Annotated in this window: 12 protein-coding genes; 4 read left to right on the top strand and 8 right to left on the bottom strand. The window is 63.3% G+C overall.

All coding sequences use genetic code 11. From position 1 onward, the window contains the following. Positions 1 to 29: 29 nt before the first annotated feature. The gene (locus tag IWW33_RS22440; RefSeq protein ID WP_115274593.1) at positions 30 to 1358 is read right to left on the bottom strand and encodes a hypothetical protein; all 1329 of its coding nucleotides are present in this window, start codon (positions 1356 to 1358) and stop codon (positions 30 to 32) included. A gap of 314 nt (positions 1359 to 1672) precedes the next feature. On the opposite strand from IWW33_RS22440, the gene IWW33_RS22445 reads away from it, so the two are divergent. After that, positions 1673 to 4642, top strand: a complete 2970-nt coding sequence (locus tag IWW33_RS22445; protein WP_231386184.1) for a M66 family metalloprotease — start codon at positions 1673 to 1675, stop codon at positions 4640 to 4642. A 41-nt stretch (positions 4643 to 4683) separates the two neighbouring features. Here the strand turns inward: IWW33_RS22445 and mobA are convergent, their stop codons facing one another. Further along, entirely contained in the window at positions 4684 to 5259 is a 576-nt protein-coding gene (gene mobA, locus IWW33_RS22450; RefSeq protein WP_115274595.1) for a molybdenum cofactor guanylyltransferase MobA, read from the bottom strand. Between the two features lie 122 nt (positions 5260 to 5381). Between mobA and IWW33_RS22455 the strand changes: the two genes are divergently transcribed. Beyond that, positions 5382 to 5732: an HU family DNA-binding protein gene (locus IWW33_RS22455; RefSeq protein WP_115274596.1), complete on the top strand. Its 351-nt coding sequence runs from the start codon at positions 5382 to 5384 to the stop codon at positions 5730 to 5732. A 59-nt stretch (positions 5733 to 5791) separates the two neighbouring features. On the opposite strand, the gene IWW33_RS22460 is transcribed toward IWW33_RS22455, so the two are convergent. Next, positions 5792 to 8920, bottom strand: a complete 3129-nt coding sequence (locus IWW33_RS22460) for an efflux RND transporter permease subunit (RefSeq protein ID WP_174141906.1) — start codon at positions 8918 to 8920, stop codon at positions 5792 to 5794. Positions 8921 to 8931: 11 nt separating this feature from the next. Then, positions 8932 to 10107 carry an efflux RND transporter periplasmic adaptor subunit gene (locus IWW33_RS22465; RefSeq protein ID WP_046785972.1) on the bottom strand — a complete coding sequence of 392 codons (1176 nt, stop codon included), beginning with the start codon at positions 10105 to 10107 and terminating at the stop codon, positions 8932 to 8934. 173 nt (positions 10108 to 10280) lie between these two features. On the opposite strand from IWW33_RS22465, the gene IWW33_RS22470 reads away from it, so the two are divergent. Then, a complete protein-coding gene (locus IWW33_RS22470; RefSeq protein ID WP_039601547.1) occupies positions 10281 to 10982 on the top strand; it encodes a response regulator transcription factor in 702 nt (233 codons plus the stop codon). A gap of 6 nt (positions 10983 to 10988) precedes the next feature. Further along, on the top strand, positions 10989 to 12287 hold the full coding sequence (locus tag IWW33_RS22475) for an ATP-binding protein (protein WP_174141907.1): 1299 nt from the start codon (positions 10989 to 10991) through the stop codon (positions 12285 to 12287). A 125-nt stretch (positions 12288 to 12412) separates the two neighbouring features. Here IWW33_RS22475 and IWW33_RS22480 read toward each other — a convergent pair whose 3' ends face one another. Genes IWW33_RS22480 through wecB form a run of 4 tightly spaced genes read right to left on the bottom strand, consistent with a single transcriptional unit; the run spans position 12413 to position 19576 of the window. After that, positions 12413 to 13252, bottom strand: coding sequence for a DUF4434 family protein (locus IWW33_RS22480; protein WP_174141908.1), 840 nt, complete (start codon positions 13250 to 13252; stop codon positions 12413 to 12415). Then, on the bottom strand, positions 13252 to 16254 hold the full coding sequence (locus tag IWW33_RS22485) for a phage receptor (RefSeq protein WP_174141909.1): 3003 nt from the start codon (positions 16252 to 16254) through the stop codon (positions 13252 to 13254). Before IWW33_RS22485 ends, IWW33_RS22480 begins: the two co-directional genes overlap by 1 nt. Then, a complete protein-coding gene (gene nrfB / locus IWW33_RS22490; RefSeq protein WP_174141910.1) occupies positions 16251 to 18425 on the bottom strand; it encodes a cyclic di-3',5'-guanylate-activated glycosyltransferase NrfB in 2175 nt (724 codons plus the stop codon). The genes IWW33_RS22485 and nrfB overlap by 4 nt, the downstream gene beginning before the upstream one ends. Continuing rightward, positions 18422 to 19576, bottom strand: coding sequence for a UDP-N-acetylglucosamine 2-epimerase (non-hydrolyzing) (gene wecB / locus IWW33_RS22495; RefSeq protein ID WP_174141911.1), 1155 nt, complete (start codon positions 19574 to 19576; stop codon positions 18422 to 18424). The genes nrfB and wecB overlap by 4 nt, the downstream gene beginning before the upstream one ends. Positions 19577 to 19694: the final 118 nt, after the last annotated feature.

The raw sequence follows: 19694 nt of genomic DNA on the forward strand, positions 1-19694 counted from the left end.
GCCTCCTTGAAGGCGGAGCCTTTGTCTGTTCATGGCACCAGCACCACGTCTTCGCTGTCGCTACCGCCATTGGCACTGGTGACCTGCACCTTGGCCGGCGGGATGGGCGACAGGGAGGTGCTCAACGTTTTCACCGCACCGCTGCCAGCGAGGTCGCCGATCAGCGCACCGTTGCCGGTGTGGGCGGTGAGGACCGGTGGGCTGGTCTCGTCACTGGTGCTTGCCACCAGGGTCAACTGGCCGCTGGCCAGGCTGAATTCGGCACGGGTGATGGTCACCAGGTCGGTCAACGGCAGGTTGACGGTGGCCAGGCTGCTGGTGGGGATCGCCACACTGTTGTCAGCGGTCAATGTCAACGAGGCCGGCAACAGCGGGTTGAGGACTGACTGGGCATACCAGGCGCCGGTACTGTTGGCTTCGGTCAGGCTCAGGTTTGGCGTCTGGCTGGTCAGGGTGACGGTGGCCGGAGGCGGCGGGGCCATCACGAAGACGTCCTGCTGGGCACGCAGGTCGCCGTCCTCGGTGTGCCGCGAATAGGTACTGCGCAGTGGCATCAACGGGGTTGGCCGGGCAACGTCGGAGAGCTTGCCGGAGATCGAGAACAGCTCGGTGCGCAGGTCGATGCCACCGGGGCCCTCGATACGCACGTAGTTGGTGTTGTACGGGCTGCCGGTGACAGGCTCTTCCAGGTTCGGGTCGCCGATGAAGCGCTCGCTGCCCTCGGTGTAGGGGCCGTTGACGCTGCGCAGGAACGGCCCCACGTCACCTTTGAGCGCGCCGCTGAAGTCACCGGCGCCAGCGATGCCGATATCGCGGGTCATGTTGATCGCCCGATCACCGGCGGCGGGCACGTCGAACACGTCGACGCCGTAGGGGTGCGTGACGATGTAGGTGCCGGCGGTCGGCACATCGACGCGGATACGGACCCGGGCGAAGCTGACCTGATCGCCTTCGACGGGTTCCTCAGCGGCGAACGCCGCTTCGATGGCCGTGCCGTAACTCAGGTCGATGCCGCGGGCGGCATCGACGATGGCGGCGTCGGCGGTGAACCAGAAGGCTTCGTCAGGGAAGTTGCTGGGGAAAACGATGGGTTGTGTGTCGTCGAATACGCCAGGCGTGGGCAGCAGCGTACACATGTACGCCGGTGCCCCCGGGGCGCCAGCAACACGTGAGCTGACGGTTTTGGTCAGGCACAGGTCAAGGGTTCGCCCGTGCGTGTCCTGGTACCAGGCGGCGAAGTTGCCATTGGCGGGGTTATAGGGACCGGTGTCGACGGCATACAGCGCTGCCTGTGCCGGGAGCTGGAGCATGCTGGCGAAAATCGCCACGGCCAGCGGTGTGGGTATCGGTCGGTGCATGAGTCATTCCTCCTGCAAACGGGCCCATGGACTTGGGGCGTCTGGGAGGACATCGGCAACAGCCGTGCCAAGTGCGCGAAATGGTGCTGCAGGGTTTATAGCGCAAGGGGTGCGGTACTTCGCGCGTCGTTGTTTGAAACGTGTTGTTTGGGTGCTGTTCCCCAGGGTTGGGGGACGTGGGGCTAGAGGGTGTGGGGCGAAAGTCAGCTGCGCAGAGGGCCTGTATTGCGCACCACAGCCTGGCAATTTTGCCAGTATCGGCCAACAGCAAAGGGCGCCCATAGTTGAATAAATGACACGCTGAAGGGGGTTACATGGAAACAGTACTGGCTCTGACGATGCGGGATGACTGCCTTTATGTAGAACCTTACACAGGAGATATTTCTCAACATTTCCGGGTGGTGCCGCAGAACGATGGATCAATAGGTATCCGTGCTCTGCGGTATGACGCAGCACTCACGATGTCGGAGGACGACGTCTGGGTGTCGCCCTATGGTGGGAATGCATGGCAAAGCTTTGAGTTGCAAGCATACGACGATGGTACGTACACGCTGCATTCAATGAACTATCCCGCCGTACTCGAAATGACGGATGCAGGGGCAGCAGCCAAAGCCCATGCGCAGAAGGACAGAGCCCAGAGGTTTTATCTGGAGAGCAGGCCTGATGGCGGGGTGGTGATTTATAAAGCCAGCGTGGTTTTTGATACCTGCGGCAACACCAATCATTTGCAGGGCTCATTGGCAGCCCATGTAAAGTTTGCTCAGAGTCAGATTGTTCCTGTGACGCCCAGTGTCGGGGACGAGCAGCCCCATCTGGTGGCAGGGCGCACAGCATTGCTCTTGGTAAAACCGTTAGGAGCATTGAAAGACCGGATTGAAAGCCTTGAGGTCAGCGTTGTCGATAGAGACGGCCGTTTATCAGGGGTGCTCCAAATGAACAGCCCCTATGATTTACCTGAGACGGTGTACAGTGTCGCAAGCGATGCGGGTGATCTTGACTTTTCCCTCCCGCCAGAGGACCCCTATGTCATCAATAGCAGCAGCGAGTTGGATCGCCTTGATGATCCCGCAGCTACTTATTTGAAGGCAACGTTGAGGTCGCACGATTGGGTGGTGATTCAGACGGGCGATGGGAGTTGGGTGAGTGGTATTTATTTACCCACACAAGAAGTGGTTTGCGGGCAGCGGGTGAGCTTCAACTCAGCGGCTGGCTACAGTTCGACTGTGTTCTATAGCGGTCGCTCAGTCGTTGTCTCCAAAGGGGAAGAATGCCAATTCATCTTCGCTGCTGGGCAATGGATCAGTGATCACGAATGGGCAAATCGAATGCTGGTCTATTCGGAAAATACCTGGAGTATCGAAATTCCAGGCGCATGGTTGAACCCCGGTACATCAATGCGTTTCAGCGCTGGAGATCTGCTTGGGACACTGGGCAGCGTAGCGGTGGGCGGGCGTACTGAGTTGCTGATTCATACCATCGATATTGGCATGCTCACGCCGCCACGTGACGAGTACGCGTTTGCAAACGAACCGGATGCCCACACTGAATATTTCCAAACCATTCCCGTGGCCCGGATGATCGTAAGCAACTATCAATCTCTGCACTTGCCGGAAGTCATGTTGCCAGATGGGCAATTATTGACTGACTTTGACCCAAGCGAGGGTGGTTGGCATAGCGGCACAATGCGACAAAGGATCGGTAAGGAGCTGATATCTCTAGGCATCAATAACGCTAACTATGGGCTCCACAGTACGCCCGGGGAGGGCGAGCAGAGCCCCTATGTTGCAGCACAGCTCACCGCACACAATAGCCAGGGGAGATACGTGAATGGTATTCAGGTGCACGGCGGGTCGGGAGGGGGAGGCATCGTCACGCTGGATGACTCACTGGGCAATGAGTTCAGTCACGAGGTTGGGCATAATTACGGACTGGGCCATTACCCTGGCGGGTTCGGCGGCTCCGTACATCGCCCCGCGCAGGCTTTGAACGCGACGTGGGGCTGGGACATGCGCCTTGGTCAGTTCATACCCAACTTCCGGGCGAACATTACGCAAGAACCCACCTGCGTCGAGGATCAGTGCCAGGCGCCTTTTCATGGCCATGCCTTCGGTCTCGACCCGATGGCGGGCGGCGCACCGATGTCCCATTTGAACCGTTTCACGTTGCACACGCCTCATACCGCGGCAATCACTCAGGAATTCTTTGAGGGAAAGGCAGTTTTTGCGTCTGATTCAGCGACAGGCTTCCGCCGCTGGAGTGCCCTTGCTCAAGGCATGGAACCTTACGCTCACAGAGTTGACTTACGCCCCCAACTAACAGCTCCCAACAACGACTTGAGCGACGCTGCCCTGTCGGCCTTGTTCGACCTCAATACCGTGGTGAGGGTCGAAATGGAGGATGGAAACTGGGCGCCGCGTATTGAAGTTCCGCGTGCTGCATCCTCCAATGCCAACTGCGTGATCACCTTCAATCATGACGCCGGTTACAATAGCCAACTGTCCATCAATGGTCAGACGTTGAACATCGGGCGAGGGTTTTTCAAGAGCTATCGCTCGAACGGGGCAACCTGGACAGAGACGATCCTGTTAGACACGAGCATGGCGCGAATCACTGTGCCAAACAATGACTTGAGTCAGGCTAACCTCCAGAGCCTGTTGGCCGGTTTCGCCGTGCTCAATGTCGTGATGCGCGACGGGGACTGGGGGCCTGCCATCCACGTGCCTCCTGCCTCTGAGTTGAACGAGCGCCGGGTTATCAGCATTGATCAGGGGGCCGCGTACCAGACGCAGCTTCATATCAATGGCCTGATTTTGCCGCTCTCCCAAGGCTCCCTGAGACTGTATATGTCTGAGGGGGGAACCTGGCGTGAGTACACCCATGCAGAGGATGTGAGTGTTGAGCGCGTGCCGCAAAAGTTCGGTGTACCCATCACTACGCTGGTGGGTTACTACGACCCGCAGCGTGAGTTACCACACTATATTTATCCCGCTTTGCATGGTGCCTACGGCTTCGTCTACGAGGATGACAGTGGTGCATCCGCAAACCCTGGCTGGCAGCTTTGGGTAGTCACGGTAGCTGGGGTGCGGCGCTACAATCTGCCCGGCATCCGTCTGCAGGCGAATGTGATGAACAAATTCCATGTCAATCTCGATACTTCTGATCGGCCCGAGAAAGTGCAGCTTGTGTATCGGGGTGAAACGCTGTTCACGCGTACTCTGGAGCCCCCCAGGAGGAACTGGTTTACACGATCAATGGTGAATGAGGCGTGTGCGCAGTGTAGATAGCAACCAGGTCGCTTGCGCATCGCCGGCTCAAGCGACCTGGCCTAGTCCTGCAGCAGATCTGGGCTATTGAAGTTGCTCAAGCGTGGGTCACCCACGGGGTATTCCAAACCCTCGACCGGCGCGTGCAGCAGGGCCTTTTGCAGGCTCCTCTCTCCATCCGCCCAGGCCTGCCTGAGCAACGGCAGCAGCCTGCGCGGCAGCACGCTGAACATCGGCTGCCAATACCCACCCTGACGCGCCATGACCGCACTGTCATTGGCCACTGCCAACTGCAGCAAATCTTCGATCAAGTGGGGGTCGATCAGCGGTGCATCGCATGCCAGCACCACCACCCACGCATGCCTCGCCGCTGTCAGGCCGGCAATCACCCCAGCCAACGGGCCTGGGAAGTCCGCTTCTGCATCGCAGACCAGCTGATCGGAGAACGGACGATAAACGTTGTGGTTGCGATTGCAGGAGATCACCACATCGTCGCAAAGGGGCCGCACCACCCGCTGCACATGCGCCACCAGCGGCTCGCCGCGCCAGAGAACCAGCCCCTTGTCACGGCCACCCATGCGCTGGCCACGGCCACCGGCGAGGATCAACGTGGTGAAGGGCGGTAGGGGTTTGGTCATTGGGCCGGTTCCTGAACGTAGGGCAGCGAACCCTCCCACGGTGCAGTGCAATTGTCCAGGCTGGGCGGTAAGCGGCGACCTGGCATTTTTGCCAGTTGTGCTGATTGGTCGATCTTCATTCAATGGTATCAGTGGCAGGCAACGCACAGGCCCATTCAGGTACGCCAAGGAGCAAAGACTTGAACAAAAGTGAATTGATAGCGGACGTAGCACTCAAGGCTGACCTTACCAAGGTCGAGGCTGGCAATGTTGTCGAAGCGCTGATCGAAGCCATTACCGAGTCATTGGTCAAGAAAAGGGAGGTCAGGCTGGTTGGATTTGGGTCTTTCACAACCGATGTACGGCAAGTGCGCAAGGGGCGTGATCCAAGAACGGGTAAAGAGATCCAGATCAAGCAGGCCACCGTTGTCAAATTCAAGCCTGGTAAAGGGTTGAAAGACGCCGTGATGGGACAGGATCAGGACAGTCAATAGCCGCCTGCACCGCCCAGTGGAGGGGGGCAAAGGGGGCTGGCAATGCAGCCCCACTGGCCTCACAGATTCTCGACGTTTGTCAACTTGCCCTCGGCCGGTTCTTGGCGAGTTCGGCCTAAACGCATCACCACCACAAAAAACACCGGCACGAACACCACCGCCAATGTGGCGCTGAGCATCCCGCCGATCACCCCGGTGCCAATCGCCTGCTGGCTCGCCGAACTGGCGCCGGTGGCGATGGCCAGTGGCACCACGCCGAGGATGAATGCCAGCGAGGTCATCACGATCGGCCGCAGGCGCAGGCGGGCGGCCTGCACGGCGGCGTCGACGGCATCCACGCCCTGCTCCACCAGGCTTTTGGCGAATTCGATGATGAGGATGGCGTTCTTCGCCGACAAGCCTATCAGGGTGATCAGGCCGACCTTGAAGAACACATCGTTGGGCATGCCGCGCAGGGTCACCGCCAGCACTGCGCCAAGCACGCCGAGCGGTACCACCAGCAGCACTGCAGTGGGGATCGACCAGCTTTCGTACAGCGCCGCCAGGCACAGGAACACCACCAGCAGAGACAGCGCCATCAACAGCGGTGCCTGGCTGCCGGACAGGCGCTCCTGCAGCGACAGGCCGGTCCATTCCAGGCCGGCCCCGGCCGGCAATTGCGCGACCAGACGCTCGACTTCGGCCATGGCCTCGCCCGAGCTATAGCCGGCCGCCGGCTCACCAGAAATCGACACGGCCGGGTAGCCGTTGTAGCGGGTCAGTTGCACCGGGCCACTGACCCATTTGGCCTGTACGAAGGCGCCTAATGGCACCATCTTGCCGCTGCTGTTGCGCACGTGGATCTTCAGCAGGTCCTCGACCTGGCTGCGCTGGTCGCCTTCGGCCTGCACCACCACCCGCTGCATGCGGCCCTGGTTGGGGAAGTCGTTGACGTAGTTGGAGCCCACGGCGGTGTCCAGCACCGCGCCAATGTCGGCGAACGATATGCCCAATGCATTGGCTTGGCGGCGGTCGATTTCCAGCTGTACCTGCGGGCTTTCGGCCAGCGAAGCTTCGCGCACGTTCACCAAGACCTTGCTTTTCCCGGCGCCGGCCAGCAGTTCGTCACGTGCCGCCATCAGCGCGGCATGGCCCATGCCACCCCGGTCCTGCAGGCGGAACTCGAAACCGGTGGACTCCCCCAGCCCGTCGATGGGAGGCGGCAGCACAGAGAACGCTACCGCATCGCGGATCCGGGAAAATGCGGCGCTGGCGCGGTCGGCAATCGACTGGGCGCTGTCGTCGGCGCCACGCTCGGACCAGTCCTTCAGGGTGGTGAAGGTCAGCGCCGCATTCTGCCCGCTGCCGGAGAAGCTGAAACCGAGGATCACCGTGGTGTTGCCCACCCCGGGCTCCTGGGCATTGTGCGCCTCGATCTGTGCTGCTACCTGCTCGGTACGCATGCGGCTGGCACCTGGTGGCAGCTGGATGTCGGTGATGGTGTAGCCCTGGTCTTCAGTGGGCAGGAACGCCGTGGGCAACTGGCTGAAGCCGTAGCCGAGCACCGCCAGCAGCACGCCATACACCAGCAGGTAGCGGCCGCTGCGCTTGAGAGCCTGCACTACCCAGCGCTCATAGCCGTTGCTCATGCGTTCGAAACTGCGGTTGAACCAGCCGAAGAAGCCCTTGCGCTCATGGTGCTCGCCTTTGGCCAGCGGCTTGAGCAGGGTGGCGCACAGGGCAGGGGTCAGGCTCAGGGCCAGAAACGCCGAGAACAGGATCGAAACCGCCATAGACAGCGAGAACTGCTGGTAGATCACCCCGACAGAGCCTTTCATGAAGGCCATGGGCAGGAACACCGCCACCAGCACCAGGGTGATACCGATGATGGCGCCGCTGATCTGGCCCATCGCCTTGCGCGTTGCTTCCTTCGGCGGCAAGCCTTCCTCGGCCATGATCCGCTCGACGTTCTCCACCACCACGATGGCATCGTCGACCAAGATGCCGATGGCCAGGACCATGCCGAACAGTGTCAGCACGTTGACCGAGAAGCCCAGCGCCAGCATCACGGCGAAGGTACCCATCAGCGCCACCGGCACCACCAGGGTCGGGATCAGCGTATAGCGCAGGTTCTGCAGGAACAGGAACATCACGGCGAACACCAGCAGCATGGCTTCGAACAGGGTGCTGATGACCTGCTGGATGGAGACCTTGACGAACGGTGATGTGTCATAGGGGATGTCGTACTTGACTCCCTCCGGGAAATAAACCGACAGCTCTTGCATCTTCGCCCGTACCAGGGTGGCGGTTTCCATGGCGTTGGCGCCCGGCGCCAGCTGCACGCTGAAGGCGCTGGCCGGCTTGCCGTTCAGGCGTGTGCCGTACTGGTATTCCTGGGCGCCGATCTCGACCCGCGCCACATCGCCGATGGTCACCGTCGAGCCGTCGGGGTTGGCCCGCAGCACAATGGCGGCAAATTCTTCCGGGGTGCTCAGCTGGCCCTTGACCACCACATTGGCGGTGATTTCCTGGGTGCTGCGGGCAGGCAGGTCGCCGATGCTGCCGGGCGCCACCTGGGCGTTCTGTGCGGCGATGGCGTTGGCCACATCGTTGGGCGTAAGGCTGAAACCGATCAGCTTGCCCGGGTCGATCCAGATCCGCATGGCACGCTCGGAACCGTACAGCTGGGCTTTGCCGACGCCCTTGAGGCGGCGGATTTCGTTCATCACGTTGCGGGCAAGGATGTCCGACAGAGCGGTTTCATCGAGGCTGCCGTCTTCAGAGGTCAGGGTGCCGAGCAGCAGAAAACCGGTGGACACTTTTTCCACCTGCAGGCCCTGTTGGGTCACCGGGCGCGGCAAGCGCGACTCGACCACCTTGAGGCGGTTCTGCACGTCGACCTGGGCCAGGTCCGGGTGGGTCCCCGGCTCGAAGGTGGCGGTAATGGTGGCGCTGCCCAGGCTGCTCTGCGACTCGAAGTACAGCAGGTTGTCGGCGCCGTTGAGCTCCTGCTCGATCAGGCTGACCACGCTCTCGTCCATGGTGGCTGCGGACGCCCCCGGGTACACGGCATAGATTTCCACCTGCGGCGGGGCTACGTTGGGGTATTGGGCCACCGGCAGTTGCGGGATGGCCAGGGCGCCGGCCAGCAGGATGAACAGCGCGACCACCCAGGCGAATACCGGGCGGTCGATGAAGAATTGCGGCATGGGTCAGGCCCTCACTGGCCGTTGTGCTGGGCGATGGGTTGGCTGCCCTGGGCAGTGTCGACCTGGACCTGGTCACCGGCCTTGACGTGTTGCAGGCCCTCGATGACCACACGCTCGCCGGCGGCCAGGCCTTCACTGACGATCCAGCGGTCGCTTTGGGCGTTGCCCAGTACCACCTGGCGCTCGCTGATGCGTGCCTGCGCGTCGACCACCAGCACCTTCGGCACCCCGGCGCTGTCACGCAGGATGGCGCGCTGCGGTACGCTGATGCCTTTGGGCTGTACGGCCTGCTCCAGGCGCACGCGCACGTAGCTGCCGGGCAGCAGGTCCAGGTCAGGGTTGGGGAACTCGCTGCGCAGGGTGATCTGGTTGGTGCTTGGGTCCACGCTGATGTCCGAGAACAGCAGTTTGCCGGGCAACGGGTAGGCACTGCCGTCATCCTGGATCAACGTGGCGCTTGCCTCCCCATTGCCTGCCTGCTGCAACTCGCCAGCACGCAGCGCACGGCGCAGGGTGTTGAGCTCGCGGGTCGACTGGGTGACGTCGGCGTGGATAGGGTCCAGTTGCTGGATGGTCGCCAGTGGCGTGGTCTCGTTCTGCCCCACCAGCGCGCCTTCGGTGACCAGGGCGCGGCCGATACGCCCGGAGATCGGTGCGGTAACCGTGGCGTAGCCCAGGTTCAGGCGCGCCCGTTCAAGCGCTGCCTTGGCAGCGGCCACTTCGGCGTCGGCCTGAAGGAACGCCGCGCGGGCATTGTCGTACTCCTGGCGGCTGACGGCCTTGTCGTCGACCAGTTCGCGGTAGCGTTGCTCCTGCAAGCGGGCCTGGTACAGGTTGGCCTGGGCCTTGGCCAGTGTGGCGCGGGCGCTATCGTGGTCGGCCTTGAACGGTGCCGGGTCGATCAGGAACAGCACGTCGCCTTGCTTGACGTCGCTGCCTTCGCGGTAGACCCGCTTGAGCACCACGCCCGCCACCCGCGCGCGCACCTCTGCGGTACGCGGGGCGAGAAGGCGCCCGCTGAGTTCCGTGCTGATGGCCAGGGGCTGGAGCTGCAGGGTTTCTACCCGGACCTGGGGTACGGGGGGCTTGGCGTCCTGCTCTTCGGTGTCGTTGCACCCGGCAACGGACAGGGCCAGAAGCGCCACGAGCGCCACGGGGCGCAGGCGATGGATAAGGATGATAGGCATACGGATCTTCCGATGATGACCGGCCGTATGCTAAGGCAGGCAGGGCACGGGTGCCTGTTAATACCTGTAGGACGTGTGTGAAAAAGTGTGAAGAAAAATCCTGCACTCGTGGGGATTCTATATTCTTGCCGCTACATGCCTGTATTGGCCTCCCTCTGCTCGTACCAAGCCCTATGCCAAACATTCTTCTGGTAGAAGACGACAGCGCCCTGTCTGAATTGATCGCCAGCTATCTGCAACGCAACGACTTCCATGTGCGGGTGATCGCCCGGGGCGACCATGTGCTGGACGCGTTCCGGCAAGACAAACCCGACCTGGTCATCCTTGACCTGATGCTACCGGGTATCGACGGCCTGCAGGTGTGCCGCCTGCTGCGCCAGGAATCCCAAAGCCTGCCGATCCTGATGCTGACGGCCCGCGACGACAGCCACGACCAGGTATTGGGACTGGAGATGGGCGCCGACGACTACGTCACCAAGCCGTGTGAGCCGCGGGTGCTGCTGGCGCGGGTGCGAACCTTGCTGCGCCGCAGCAGCGTCCATGAGCCGCGGCTGGACAGTGAGCAGATCCTGATCGGTGGCTTGCGCATCGACCTGGCCGAGCGCCTGGTCTGTTGGCGCGGCGAAGAGGTGGAACTGTCCAGCGGTGAATACAACCTGCTGGTGGTGCTGGCGCGCAACGCCGGGGAAGTGCTGAGCCGTGACCGCATCCTTCAGCAACTGCGCGGTATCGAGTTCAACGGCACCGACCGCTCGGTGGATGTGGCCATTTCCAAGCTGCGGCGCAAATTCGATGACAGTGCCGGCGAAGCGCGCAAGATCAAGACCGTGTGGGGCAAGGGTTACCTGTTCAGCCGCGTCGAATGGGAGTGCTGAAGCGACATGCTGAAGATTCTGGTGCGCCTTTACCTGGTGATCATCGTCGCCTACGCCGGTGCGCTGCTGTTGATTCCTGACGCCATCGTCGGCCTGTTCCATGACCGCTTCGTGGCCTACAACCTGGACCAGGCCAAAGGCGTGCAGTCACTGATCGTGCGCCAGTTCCGCCAGGCCCCGCGCGAGCAATGGCCTGCGGTGGAACAGGAGCTGGCCGAGGCGTTCGCGCCGCTGCAGGTGACCCTGTTGCGTACCGATCAGGCCAGCTTGAGCGCGCCGGAGCAGGCGCGTCTGGCGCATGGCCTGTACGCAGTGCGCATCGGCGAGTGGGGCTATTACGAAACGGTGCTGGCGCCGCTGGAAGAGGGCTGGCTGGTGAGCCTGCACTCGCCACCGGACCCGCTGGACATCAACGTGCTGTCTTGGGGCGTGACTGTGCTGATCGGCGCCGCCATGCTTGGCTGCCTGCTGTTGTGGGTGTGGCCGCACTGGCGCGACCTTGAGCGGCTCAAGGAAACGGCCAGGCGTCTGGGCCAGGGGCAGATGGCCGAGCGTACGCACATTTCTCCGCATTCGAACATCGGTGAACTGGCCGGTGTATTCGACACCATGGCCGGCGACCTGGAGCGCCACGTCAATCAGCAGCGTGAGCTGCTCAACGCCGTGTCCCATGAGTTGCGCACGCCGCTCACTCGCCTGGACTTCGGCCTGGTGCTGTTGTTCGACGAAGTGCCGTCCACCAGCCGCAAGCGCCTGCTGGAGCTGGTCGGGCACGTGCGCGAGCTGGACGAACTGGTGCTCGAACTGCTGTCCTACAGCCGGCTGTACAACGCCGACCAAGCCCGTGAGCGGGTCGAGGTGTCGTTGCTTGAGCTGGTCGACAGTGTGCTCGGCGGCTTTGCCGAAGAGCTCGACAGCCGTGGCATTGAGTGGGAGGTACGCGCCGAAGGTTCTCTGCCGCGCTTCGTGCTTGACCCGCGCCTGACGGCCCGCGCGGTGCAGAACCTGGTGCGCAATGGCATGCGCTATTGCGATCAGAGCCTGCTGCTGCGTTTGCGTCTGGAAGAGAGCGGTGCTTGCCTGTTGACGGTAGAGGATGACGGTATCGGCATTCCGGTCGAAGAGCGTGAGCGCATCTTCCAGCCGTTCTACCGCTTGGACCGCAGCCGTGATCGCAATACCGGCGGGTTCGGCCTGGGGTTGGCGATCAGCCGGCGAGCCATCGAGGGGCAGGGTGGCTCGCTGACGGTGACGCAGTCGGCCTTGGGTGGTGCACTGTTCATGATTCGCTTGCCAGCAGGTTAGTCCATGGCACCGGCTTCGCCGATGATCGCCGGCAAGCCGGCTCCCACTGGGTTTGCGCTGAGCTTGAGAGCAGCGGGGTACTTGTGGGAGCCGGCTTGCCGGCGATGAGGCAGGTGCAGGCAGTCTCAGTTCTGCTGCAGAACACCCCGAGCCCAAGGCCGGTAGCGCAGGGCAAACACCGCCTCGGCATGGCATCCGCCGGTCAGCTTCGGTTGCGCAGCCTGCGCCTTGAAAGCCTGCCCCGGCCCACTCACCTGGCGAAATGCTTCACGCACCACGCCCACGCGGCAAGGCAAGGCCTGTTCATAGCTTTGGCGCACCAGCGCCGGCAGCCGCCCGGTGCCAGCGCCGTCCTGCCACCAGACGCTCACGCCCAGGCCTGCGAGCTGGTCCAGCCAGGCGCCGTTGACCCGCGGCGCCAGCTTGCCGGCACTGAAGGCACTGATGTGCAGCGGTTTGTCCAACTGCCGGCTGAACGCCTGCAACTGGCTGTACAGCGCCTGACGACGGGCCGTGTCGCGAAAGTGCAGGTCGTCCAGCTCCATCGGCAGGTACCAGCCAGCCACCTCTATTTGCCAGTGCTGGCGCACCTGCCGGTACTGGCTCAGGGACCTGCCCAGCTGGGCTTTCCAGTAGCTGCTCAGCCCATCACCGTCGAGTGCTTCGATGCGCTGATAATAGGCCGGGTCCATGTACAGCCCGAGCACCAGCTGCAGGCCTTGGGCATGCGCCTCGCGCAAGCTGTTGGCCAGCCAGCCTTGGGCACCACCGAAATCGCTGTCGCCATAGGCGCTCCACTGCACGATCACGGTCTTGCCGCCCTGGGCCACGGTGGCACGCCACAGTTGCTGCCATTGGGCGGGGCTGACGCTGGCGTCGCGGTTCAGCGGTTGATAGAACAGGCGCTGGTCGGCCACGGCCGGCAGGCTCAACGCAAACAGGCAGATGGCCAGAAAGGTACGCATCAGAAGTTCATCTCCGCGCCGACCAGCACACCATTGGCGCGCTGGTAAAGGTTGCCACCCAACGACTGCTGATACTCGGCGCGTACTTTCAGCGAGCCGCGGTAGGCGTTGTAGCGGTCATCGTCGAACCACCATTGCCAGCGCACGCCCACGCCGGCGCGGGCATCCTGGCGCCAGTCGTTGCTGGGGTCCTGGCTGGAAAACTCGAGGAAGCCATAGGGCATCAGGGTTTGCGGCGAAGTGCCGGGCAATTTCCAGGCATGGCCCTGCTGGTAACGGGACAGCCAGGCATGGTCACCGGCACGGGTCCACCAGGCCGCGTCGAGGTAGAGGAAACGCTCGTTCCAGTCGTCCTCGTCTACCCGCCAGTCGTTGCGCCAGTCGCCTTGGTCGAGAAACGAGGCAGTGGCGCGCAGCAGCAGGTCGTTGCTCGACTCGGCGTTGTGGCGCAGGTCACCCCAGTTGCCACCGACCTTGACCGGGCTGAGCAGCTCACCCAGGCTCAGCCCGCTGTAGTGCTCGGTGTCGATCTGCCGTTGGTGGTAGAGCTCGGCGTACAGGTTGAGGTTGGCCTGGCCTATCGGTTTGTAACGCAGGCCGACACCGGTGCCCATGCTTTGCGCGTAGTCGCTACGGCTTTGCCCGCCGAACAGCACGCGGCCGTACACCGACAGCGTGCTGCCATTGCGGCTGGGCTCTTCGCCCAAGGCATGGTCCCACATGGCCAGTTGCACGTTCTGCGACTGTGCCCGGCGCGAGCTGCCGCTGCGCACGCCGTCGTCGAGGAACCTGTCGTTGGTCGAGATGCCGGCTGGCGACCAGGTGCTGGCCAGTGTCACGGTGTCACGCCGCGCCAAGGTTTCGTGGGCGCGCCGCTGGCGGTATTTACGGGCATCGAGGCTGCCGTATTCATCATCGCCGTCGACAAGGTCCTGCTCCACATCGATCACCCGGCGCAGCTCGCGGCGCGCCGAGGCGCTGTCTTCGGTTTCGTCGTAGCGCACGACCAGGGTTTCGCCGAGGCGGTAGTCCTCGGGGAAATCGCGGGTGGCGCGCTGCAGATACGGGATCGTCTGGCGGCGGTCGGTCTTGTCTGGCGAGCTGGCCAGGCGCATGCCGTAGTCGGCGCGATAGCGTGGCTGGTTGGGGGCCAGGCGCACCGCTTCGGCCAGCCAGGCAGTGCTCTGGGCGCTGTCGCCGGCCTGTTGTGCGGTGTTGGCGGCTGCGTAGTAGTGGTCGGCGCGCGGGTTGTGTGCCAGTGCCTGGCGCTGAAAGCCAAGGGCGGCCTGCAGGTCACCCTGGCGCTGGGCGATGGCGGCGCCCAGCGCCCAGTCATCAGCGCGGGTGTGCGCAGCGGCGTCCCAGTAGCGGCGGGCGGCTTGCGGGTCGCCCGCGTTCAGCGCGCCGGCGGCGGCGGTCAGGCGGGCGTTGTCGTTCCAGGCGCTGTCCGGCAGGCTGCGCCAAATGGGCAGGGCTGCGGCAGAGTCACCTGCAGCTTCCAGGGCATAGGCCAGTGGCAGGCGGTTGCCACTGTCGCCCAGGCGCTCGGCGGCCTGGTAATAGACCACCGCTTCACCCGGCTGTTCAGGCATGGCGCAGCGCCCCAGTGCACGGTATTGCCCGGCTTCGCTGGGGCTTGCCGGCACGGCCTGGCGCACGGTGTCGCATTGCCCGGCCTCGGCCAAGCGGCCGAGCAGTTGGGCACGGCTATTGGCATCCACCTGGGGGATCAGGCTGAGCATTCTGCGGCTGTCCAGCTGGCCGTCCTGGCGAGCATAAAGATTGCCCAGGCGCTGCAGCAGTGAGGGTGTCAGCCGTCCTTGACGCCGGTCGTAGGCCTGTTCCAACAAGGTTCGGGCGCGCTCGTCGTGGCCTTGGCGCACCAGCAGGAAGGTCGCTTGCTCAAGTGCGGCCAGCTCGCCCGTGCGCCGGTAACGGTGCTCCCACCCGGCGGCGGTGCGCGGTTGTGGCGGCGCTGCCGGGTCGCCGTAAAGGCGCTGCTTGAGTATTGCGTAGGCGCGTGGTTCGGCGCCTGCAGAGCAGTCCTTGAACTGTTCTCGGGCAATGTTCGGGTCGTGCCGTGAAAGCCAGTCGACCGTTTCCAGGCAGGGCCGCTGCAGCTCGTTGCTCAGGCGCCTGAGCAGCGGCGCATCGTTGCCTTCGCGGGCCAGCTCCCAGAGCTGCTGGCGCTGTTCGGGCTGTTGCAACTGCTCGGTGGGCAGCATTTGCAGCCAGCGCTGGGCCTGCTTGCTGTAGCCCATTGCGATGGCGCGGTTGGCCATGGCCAGCCGGGTCTGGGTGGCCATCTCGGGGGAAGGCGCGCTTTGCAGCAATCGGGTCAGGCCTTTTTCATCGACCTGCTGGACGTAGGCGTTGGCCAGGCGCTGCCAGGCATCCACCGGCAATTGCCCCTTGTCGGCCAGAGGCTGCAGCTGATCGATGGTGGCGTTCCAGTTGCGCAGCTGTTCGGCGAAATTGGCCCTGGCCAGGCGCAGCACCTGGCCATCGCCGCGTGGTGGCAATTGGTTCAGCCAGTCCAGGGCCCTGCCGGCGCCGCCGAATTTGGCCAGGCTCAGGCTGTAGGCCTGCCACAGGCGTACCCGGTGTGCGCCGTCAGCTGTGGCCAACCAGCCCTCCACCTGGCTGGCCGCGGGTGGGTCCTGCTCGATCCAGGTCAGGCGCAGTTCAAGCAGGGCGTCGGCATGCTCCGTGCCGCTGCCAAGCTGCTCGGCCAGTGCTTCTGCTTCCTTGTAGCGGCGCTGGTGGGCCAGGGCCTCGACCAGCAGCGCGCGCGCTTCGTCGTTGTTCGGCACCCGCCCGAGTACATGGCGGGTCAGGCGCTCGACTTCGGCCCAATTGTCCTTTTTTGCTTCGCGGTAACCGCGCTCCATGAACGGGTAGCTGGTGAACCGCTGGAAATCGGTCATGGGCGCGGCCAGGGCAGGCAGGGCGGTGGTGCACAACAACAGGCCGGTGAGTGTGAGGGTAACGCGCGGCTTCATGCCACCTCCCTGATCAGGTCAAAGGCGGCCTGCTGTTCGCTGGCCTGTTCTTCGAGCGCCTGCTGCAACACGAGCTCGGTGATGATGCCGCGCGCGATCAGGTGTTCGCCAAGGCTCTGCTGCTCGGGATCGAAGTCGATCAGGGCCTGGTTGAACAGGGTCACCGGGACCATGCCGCGCACCTGCAGCAACGCACCGAGCATGACCTGGTGGATACTCACCTGCTCGATCAGTTCGGCGTTGTCCTGGTGCCGTTCGAGCACTTCGAGCATCTGCCGGGTCTGGTCTGTCTGCCAGGGGCTGGGGTAGTGGTAGCGCAGGCCCAGGGTCACCCGGCCTTGGGGTGCCAGGCGGCAGCTGACCGGGCGTTTGAGCTGGCGGCTGATCACCCCCAGCGAGACCTGGCTGACCGGGCTCTCGCTGGCCAGCACCAGCGTATTGCCGTCTTCGGCCACCGGCAGCACGCCGTAGTGCGTAGCCAGCCGGCGCGGCAGCAGGGCGATCAGTTGCGGGTCGAGTTTGAACGGGTTGAGCGGTGCCCATGGCAGGTCGAGTTGCTCGGCCAGGGTCTGCACCAGCTGTTCGCTGGTCAGCCAGCCACGCAGCAGCAGCTCGCGGCCCAGGCGCCGCCGCACCGGGCTGGTGATTGCCTGCTCGAGCTGCGCTTCGCTGATGTAGCCTTTGGCGACAAGGCGGTGGCCCAGCGGAGTGCGGGCCGGTGAGGCGATGGCGGGGAACTCGTGGGTGGTCTTGTCCCAGGCCACTCGGCGTGAATCGCCCATCTCCATCACTTGGCGAAGGGCGCGCAGGTTGGCAAAGAAGTTGACGAAGTTGCTCCACATCATCCTGGGTGCCGACAGCAGCCCCTCGCCGATGCCGTAATAGCGGGTGACGAACCAGCCGCGCTGGAACAGGCGGTTGATCAGCATCAGGCCGTTGAGCCAGAGCAGTGTGGTCAGCAGCTGGCTGTCGCTGAGGATCGACATGAAGCGCCAGGACTGCGGCGCAATCACCGTAACCAGCCACATGGCCAGCAGCACCAGCAGCAACAGGTTGACCAAAAAGCCCAGCAGGTAGGCGAACAGGCCCCGGCGGTCCCGCCAGAGGAAGTAGTTGAGCGCACCTGTTCGGCTCCAGCCCAGGTTGCTGGTGCCCTGGAACACGATGCCGACGATCCACCGGGACTTTTGCCGGATGGCATGCTGCCAGTCACGCGGGAAGTGCTCGCGCACGCAGATCACCTGGGCGAACTCGCGGCTCATGCCGGGGCGCCACTCGTGCTTGAGGGCCAGTGCAGGGTCGGTGACCGAGTAGCGGGCAAATATGCACTTCATGCCTTTTTGCTTCAGGCGAAAGCCGATGTCGTAATCCTCGGTCAGGCTCTGCACGTCGAAGGCGATGCCGTCACCGTCTTCGAGCAGGGCGCTGATGGCGCGGCGGCTGAAACAGGTGCCGACACCGGCACTGGGCACCTGGCCGGTCAGCGCTTCGCGGACGATGACGTCCTTGCCGTGGTTCTCGGCGAACTCGTCCACGTAGTGCCCGGCGGTGAAGCCTTTCCACTCCGGCGCATAGGGGTACACCGGGATCTGGATCATGTCCTTGGCGGGCAGCAGGTAGTTGAACAGCCTCAGCTCCATGGGCGAGATAACGTCCTCGGCGTCATGCAGGATGAAGCCTGCGAACTCGATACGTGCGTCGTCCTGGAAGCGCAGGATGGCATCGATGATGTTGTTCAGGCAGTCAGCCTTGCTGGTGGGGCCGGGGCGGGCGCAGACCACCTTGTGCACGTTGGGGTAGTGCAGGCACACGGCATCGACGTCGGCCTGGGTCTGTGGGTCGTTGGGGTAGGTGCCGACAAAGATCTGGTAGTTCTCGTAGTCGATGGTCGAGGCCGCCAGGCGCGCCATTTCACCCACCACGCCCACTTCGTTCCAGGCCGGGACCATGATCGCCAGGGGTTTTTCCGGCACCTCGAACAGGCGCTTCTCGTCGGCCCTGGCGTACTTGTCATAGATGCGCAAATGACGGAACAGCTTGCGGCACCAGTAGCACAGGTCGATGAACAGGTCGTCCAGGCCGAGCAGGAACATCAGTGCGGCGAGGATGATCGCCAGGATCTTGAGGCCAAACAGTACGTAAGTAACGAAATCGATGAAAGCCAGGCTCATGCGTCATCCCGTTTGGTTACGCTTTCCTCGAACCAGCGGCTCAGGCGCTCGGCGATGATTTCGCTGGCGTGGCCGTCACCAAAGGGGGTGAATACGCGGGCCATGCGCGCGTAGGCCTGGCCATCGTCCAGCAATTGGCTGGTTTCCTTGACGATGCGCTCGGTCTGCGTGCCGACCAGCTTCACCGTACCGCCTTCGAGCACCGACGGCCGTTCGGTGACCTTGCGCAGCACCAGCACCGGCTTACCCAGTGCCGGGGCTTCTTCCTGGATGCCACCGGAGTCGGTGAGGATGATGTGGGCGCGGTTCATCAGCCATACAAAGTGCTGATAGTCCTGCGGGGCTACGAGGTGGATGTTGTCACGCCCCGAGAGCAGGCCGTAGACCGCTTTCTGCACTTGCGGGTTGAGGTGAACGGGGTAGACGAACTGCACATCGGGGTAGCGCAGTGCCAGTTCGGCCAGGGCCAGGCAGATACGTTCGAAACCGGCGCCGAAGTTTTCCCGACGATGGCCGGTGATCAGCACCATGCGCTGATCGTCGTGCAGTTTGTGCAGGGAGGAGTCAGCGGCGGGCTGCCACGCGGTTTCCATCAGGTATTCGCGCATCCACAGCAGGGCGTCGATGACGGTGTTGCCGGTGACCTCGATCTGTTCCAGCGGCACGCCTTCGCGCAGCAGGTTGTCGCGGGCCTTGGTGGTGGGCGCAAAGTGCAGGTCGGCGATCACCCCGGTCAGGCGCCGGTTGGCTTCCTCAGGCCAGGGTTGCTGCAGGTTGCCGGTGCGCAGCCCGGCCTCGACGTGGCCGATGGGGATGTGCCGGTGGAAGGCGGCAAGGCCGGCGATGAAGCTGGTGGTGGTGTCGCCATGGACCAGCACGATCTCTGGCCTGACCCGTTCGTAAGCCTTGTCGATCGAGTCCAGCAGGTCACGGGCAAGGCCGTTCAGGGTCTGATTCTGGGTCATTACCTTGAGGTCCTGATCGACGCTCAGGCCAAAGGCGGTCAGCACTTGTTCAAGCATCTCGCGGTGCTGGCCGGTGGAACAGATGTGCAGGTCGATGTCGGGCCACTCACGCAGGACCCTGGCCAGTGGGGCCATCTTGATCGCTTCTGGGCGGGTACCGAATACCATCATGACAGTGTTGGCCATCGTGTTGTTCCTCGTACGATTCCCTGGACGAAGGTGTACGACCTCGTGCCACTTGCAATGGGTAGATACAAGCAGTCAGGTGCCGGGTTGTCCAATGCACGGTTGTGCGTGGCCAGGC

It is taken from the genome of Pseudomonas sp. M2, assembly GCF_015751845.1.
GTDB lineage: Bacteria > Pseudomonadota > Gammaproteobacteria > Pseudomonadales > Pseudomonadaceae > Aquipseudomonas > Aquipseudomonas putida_E.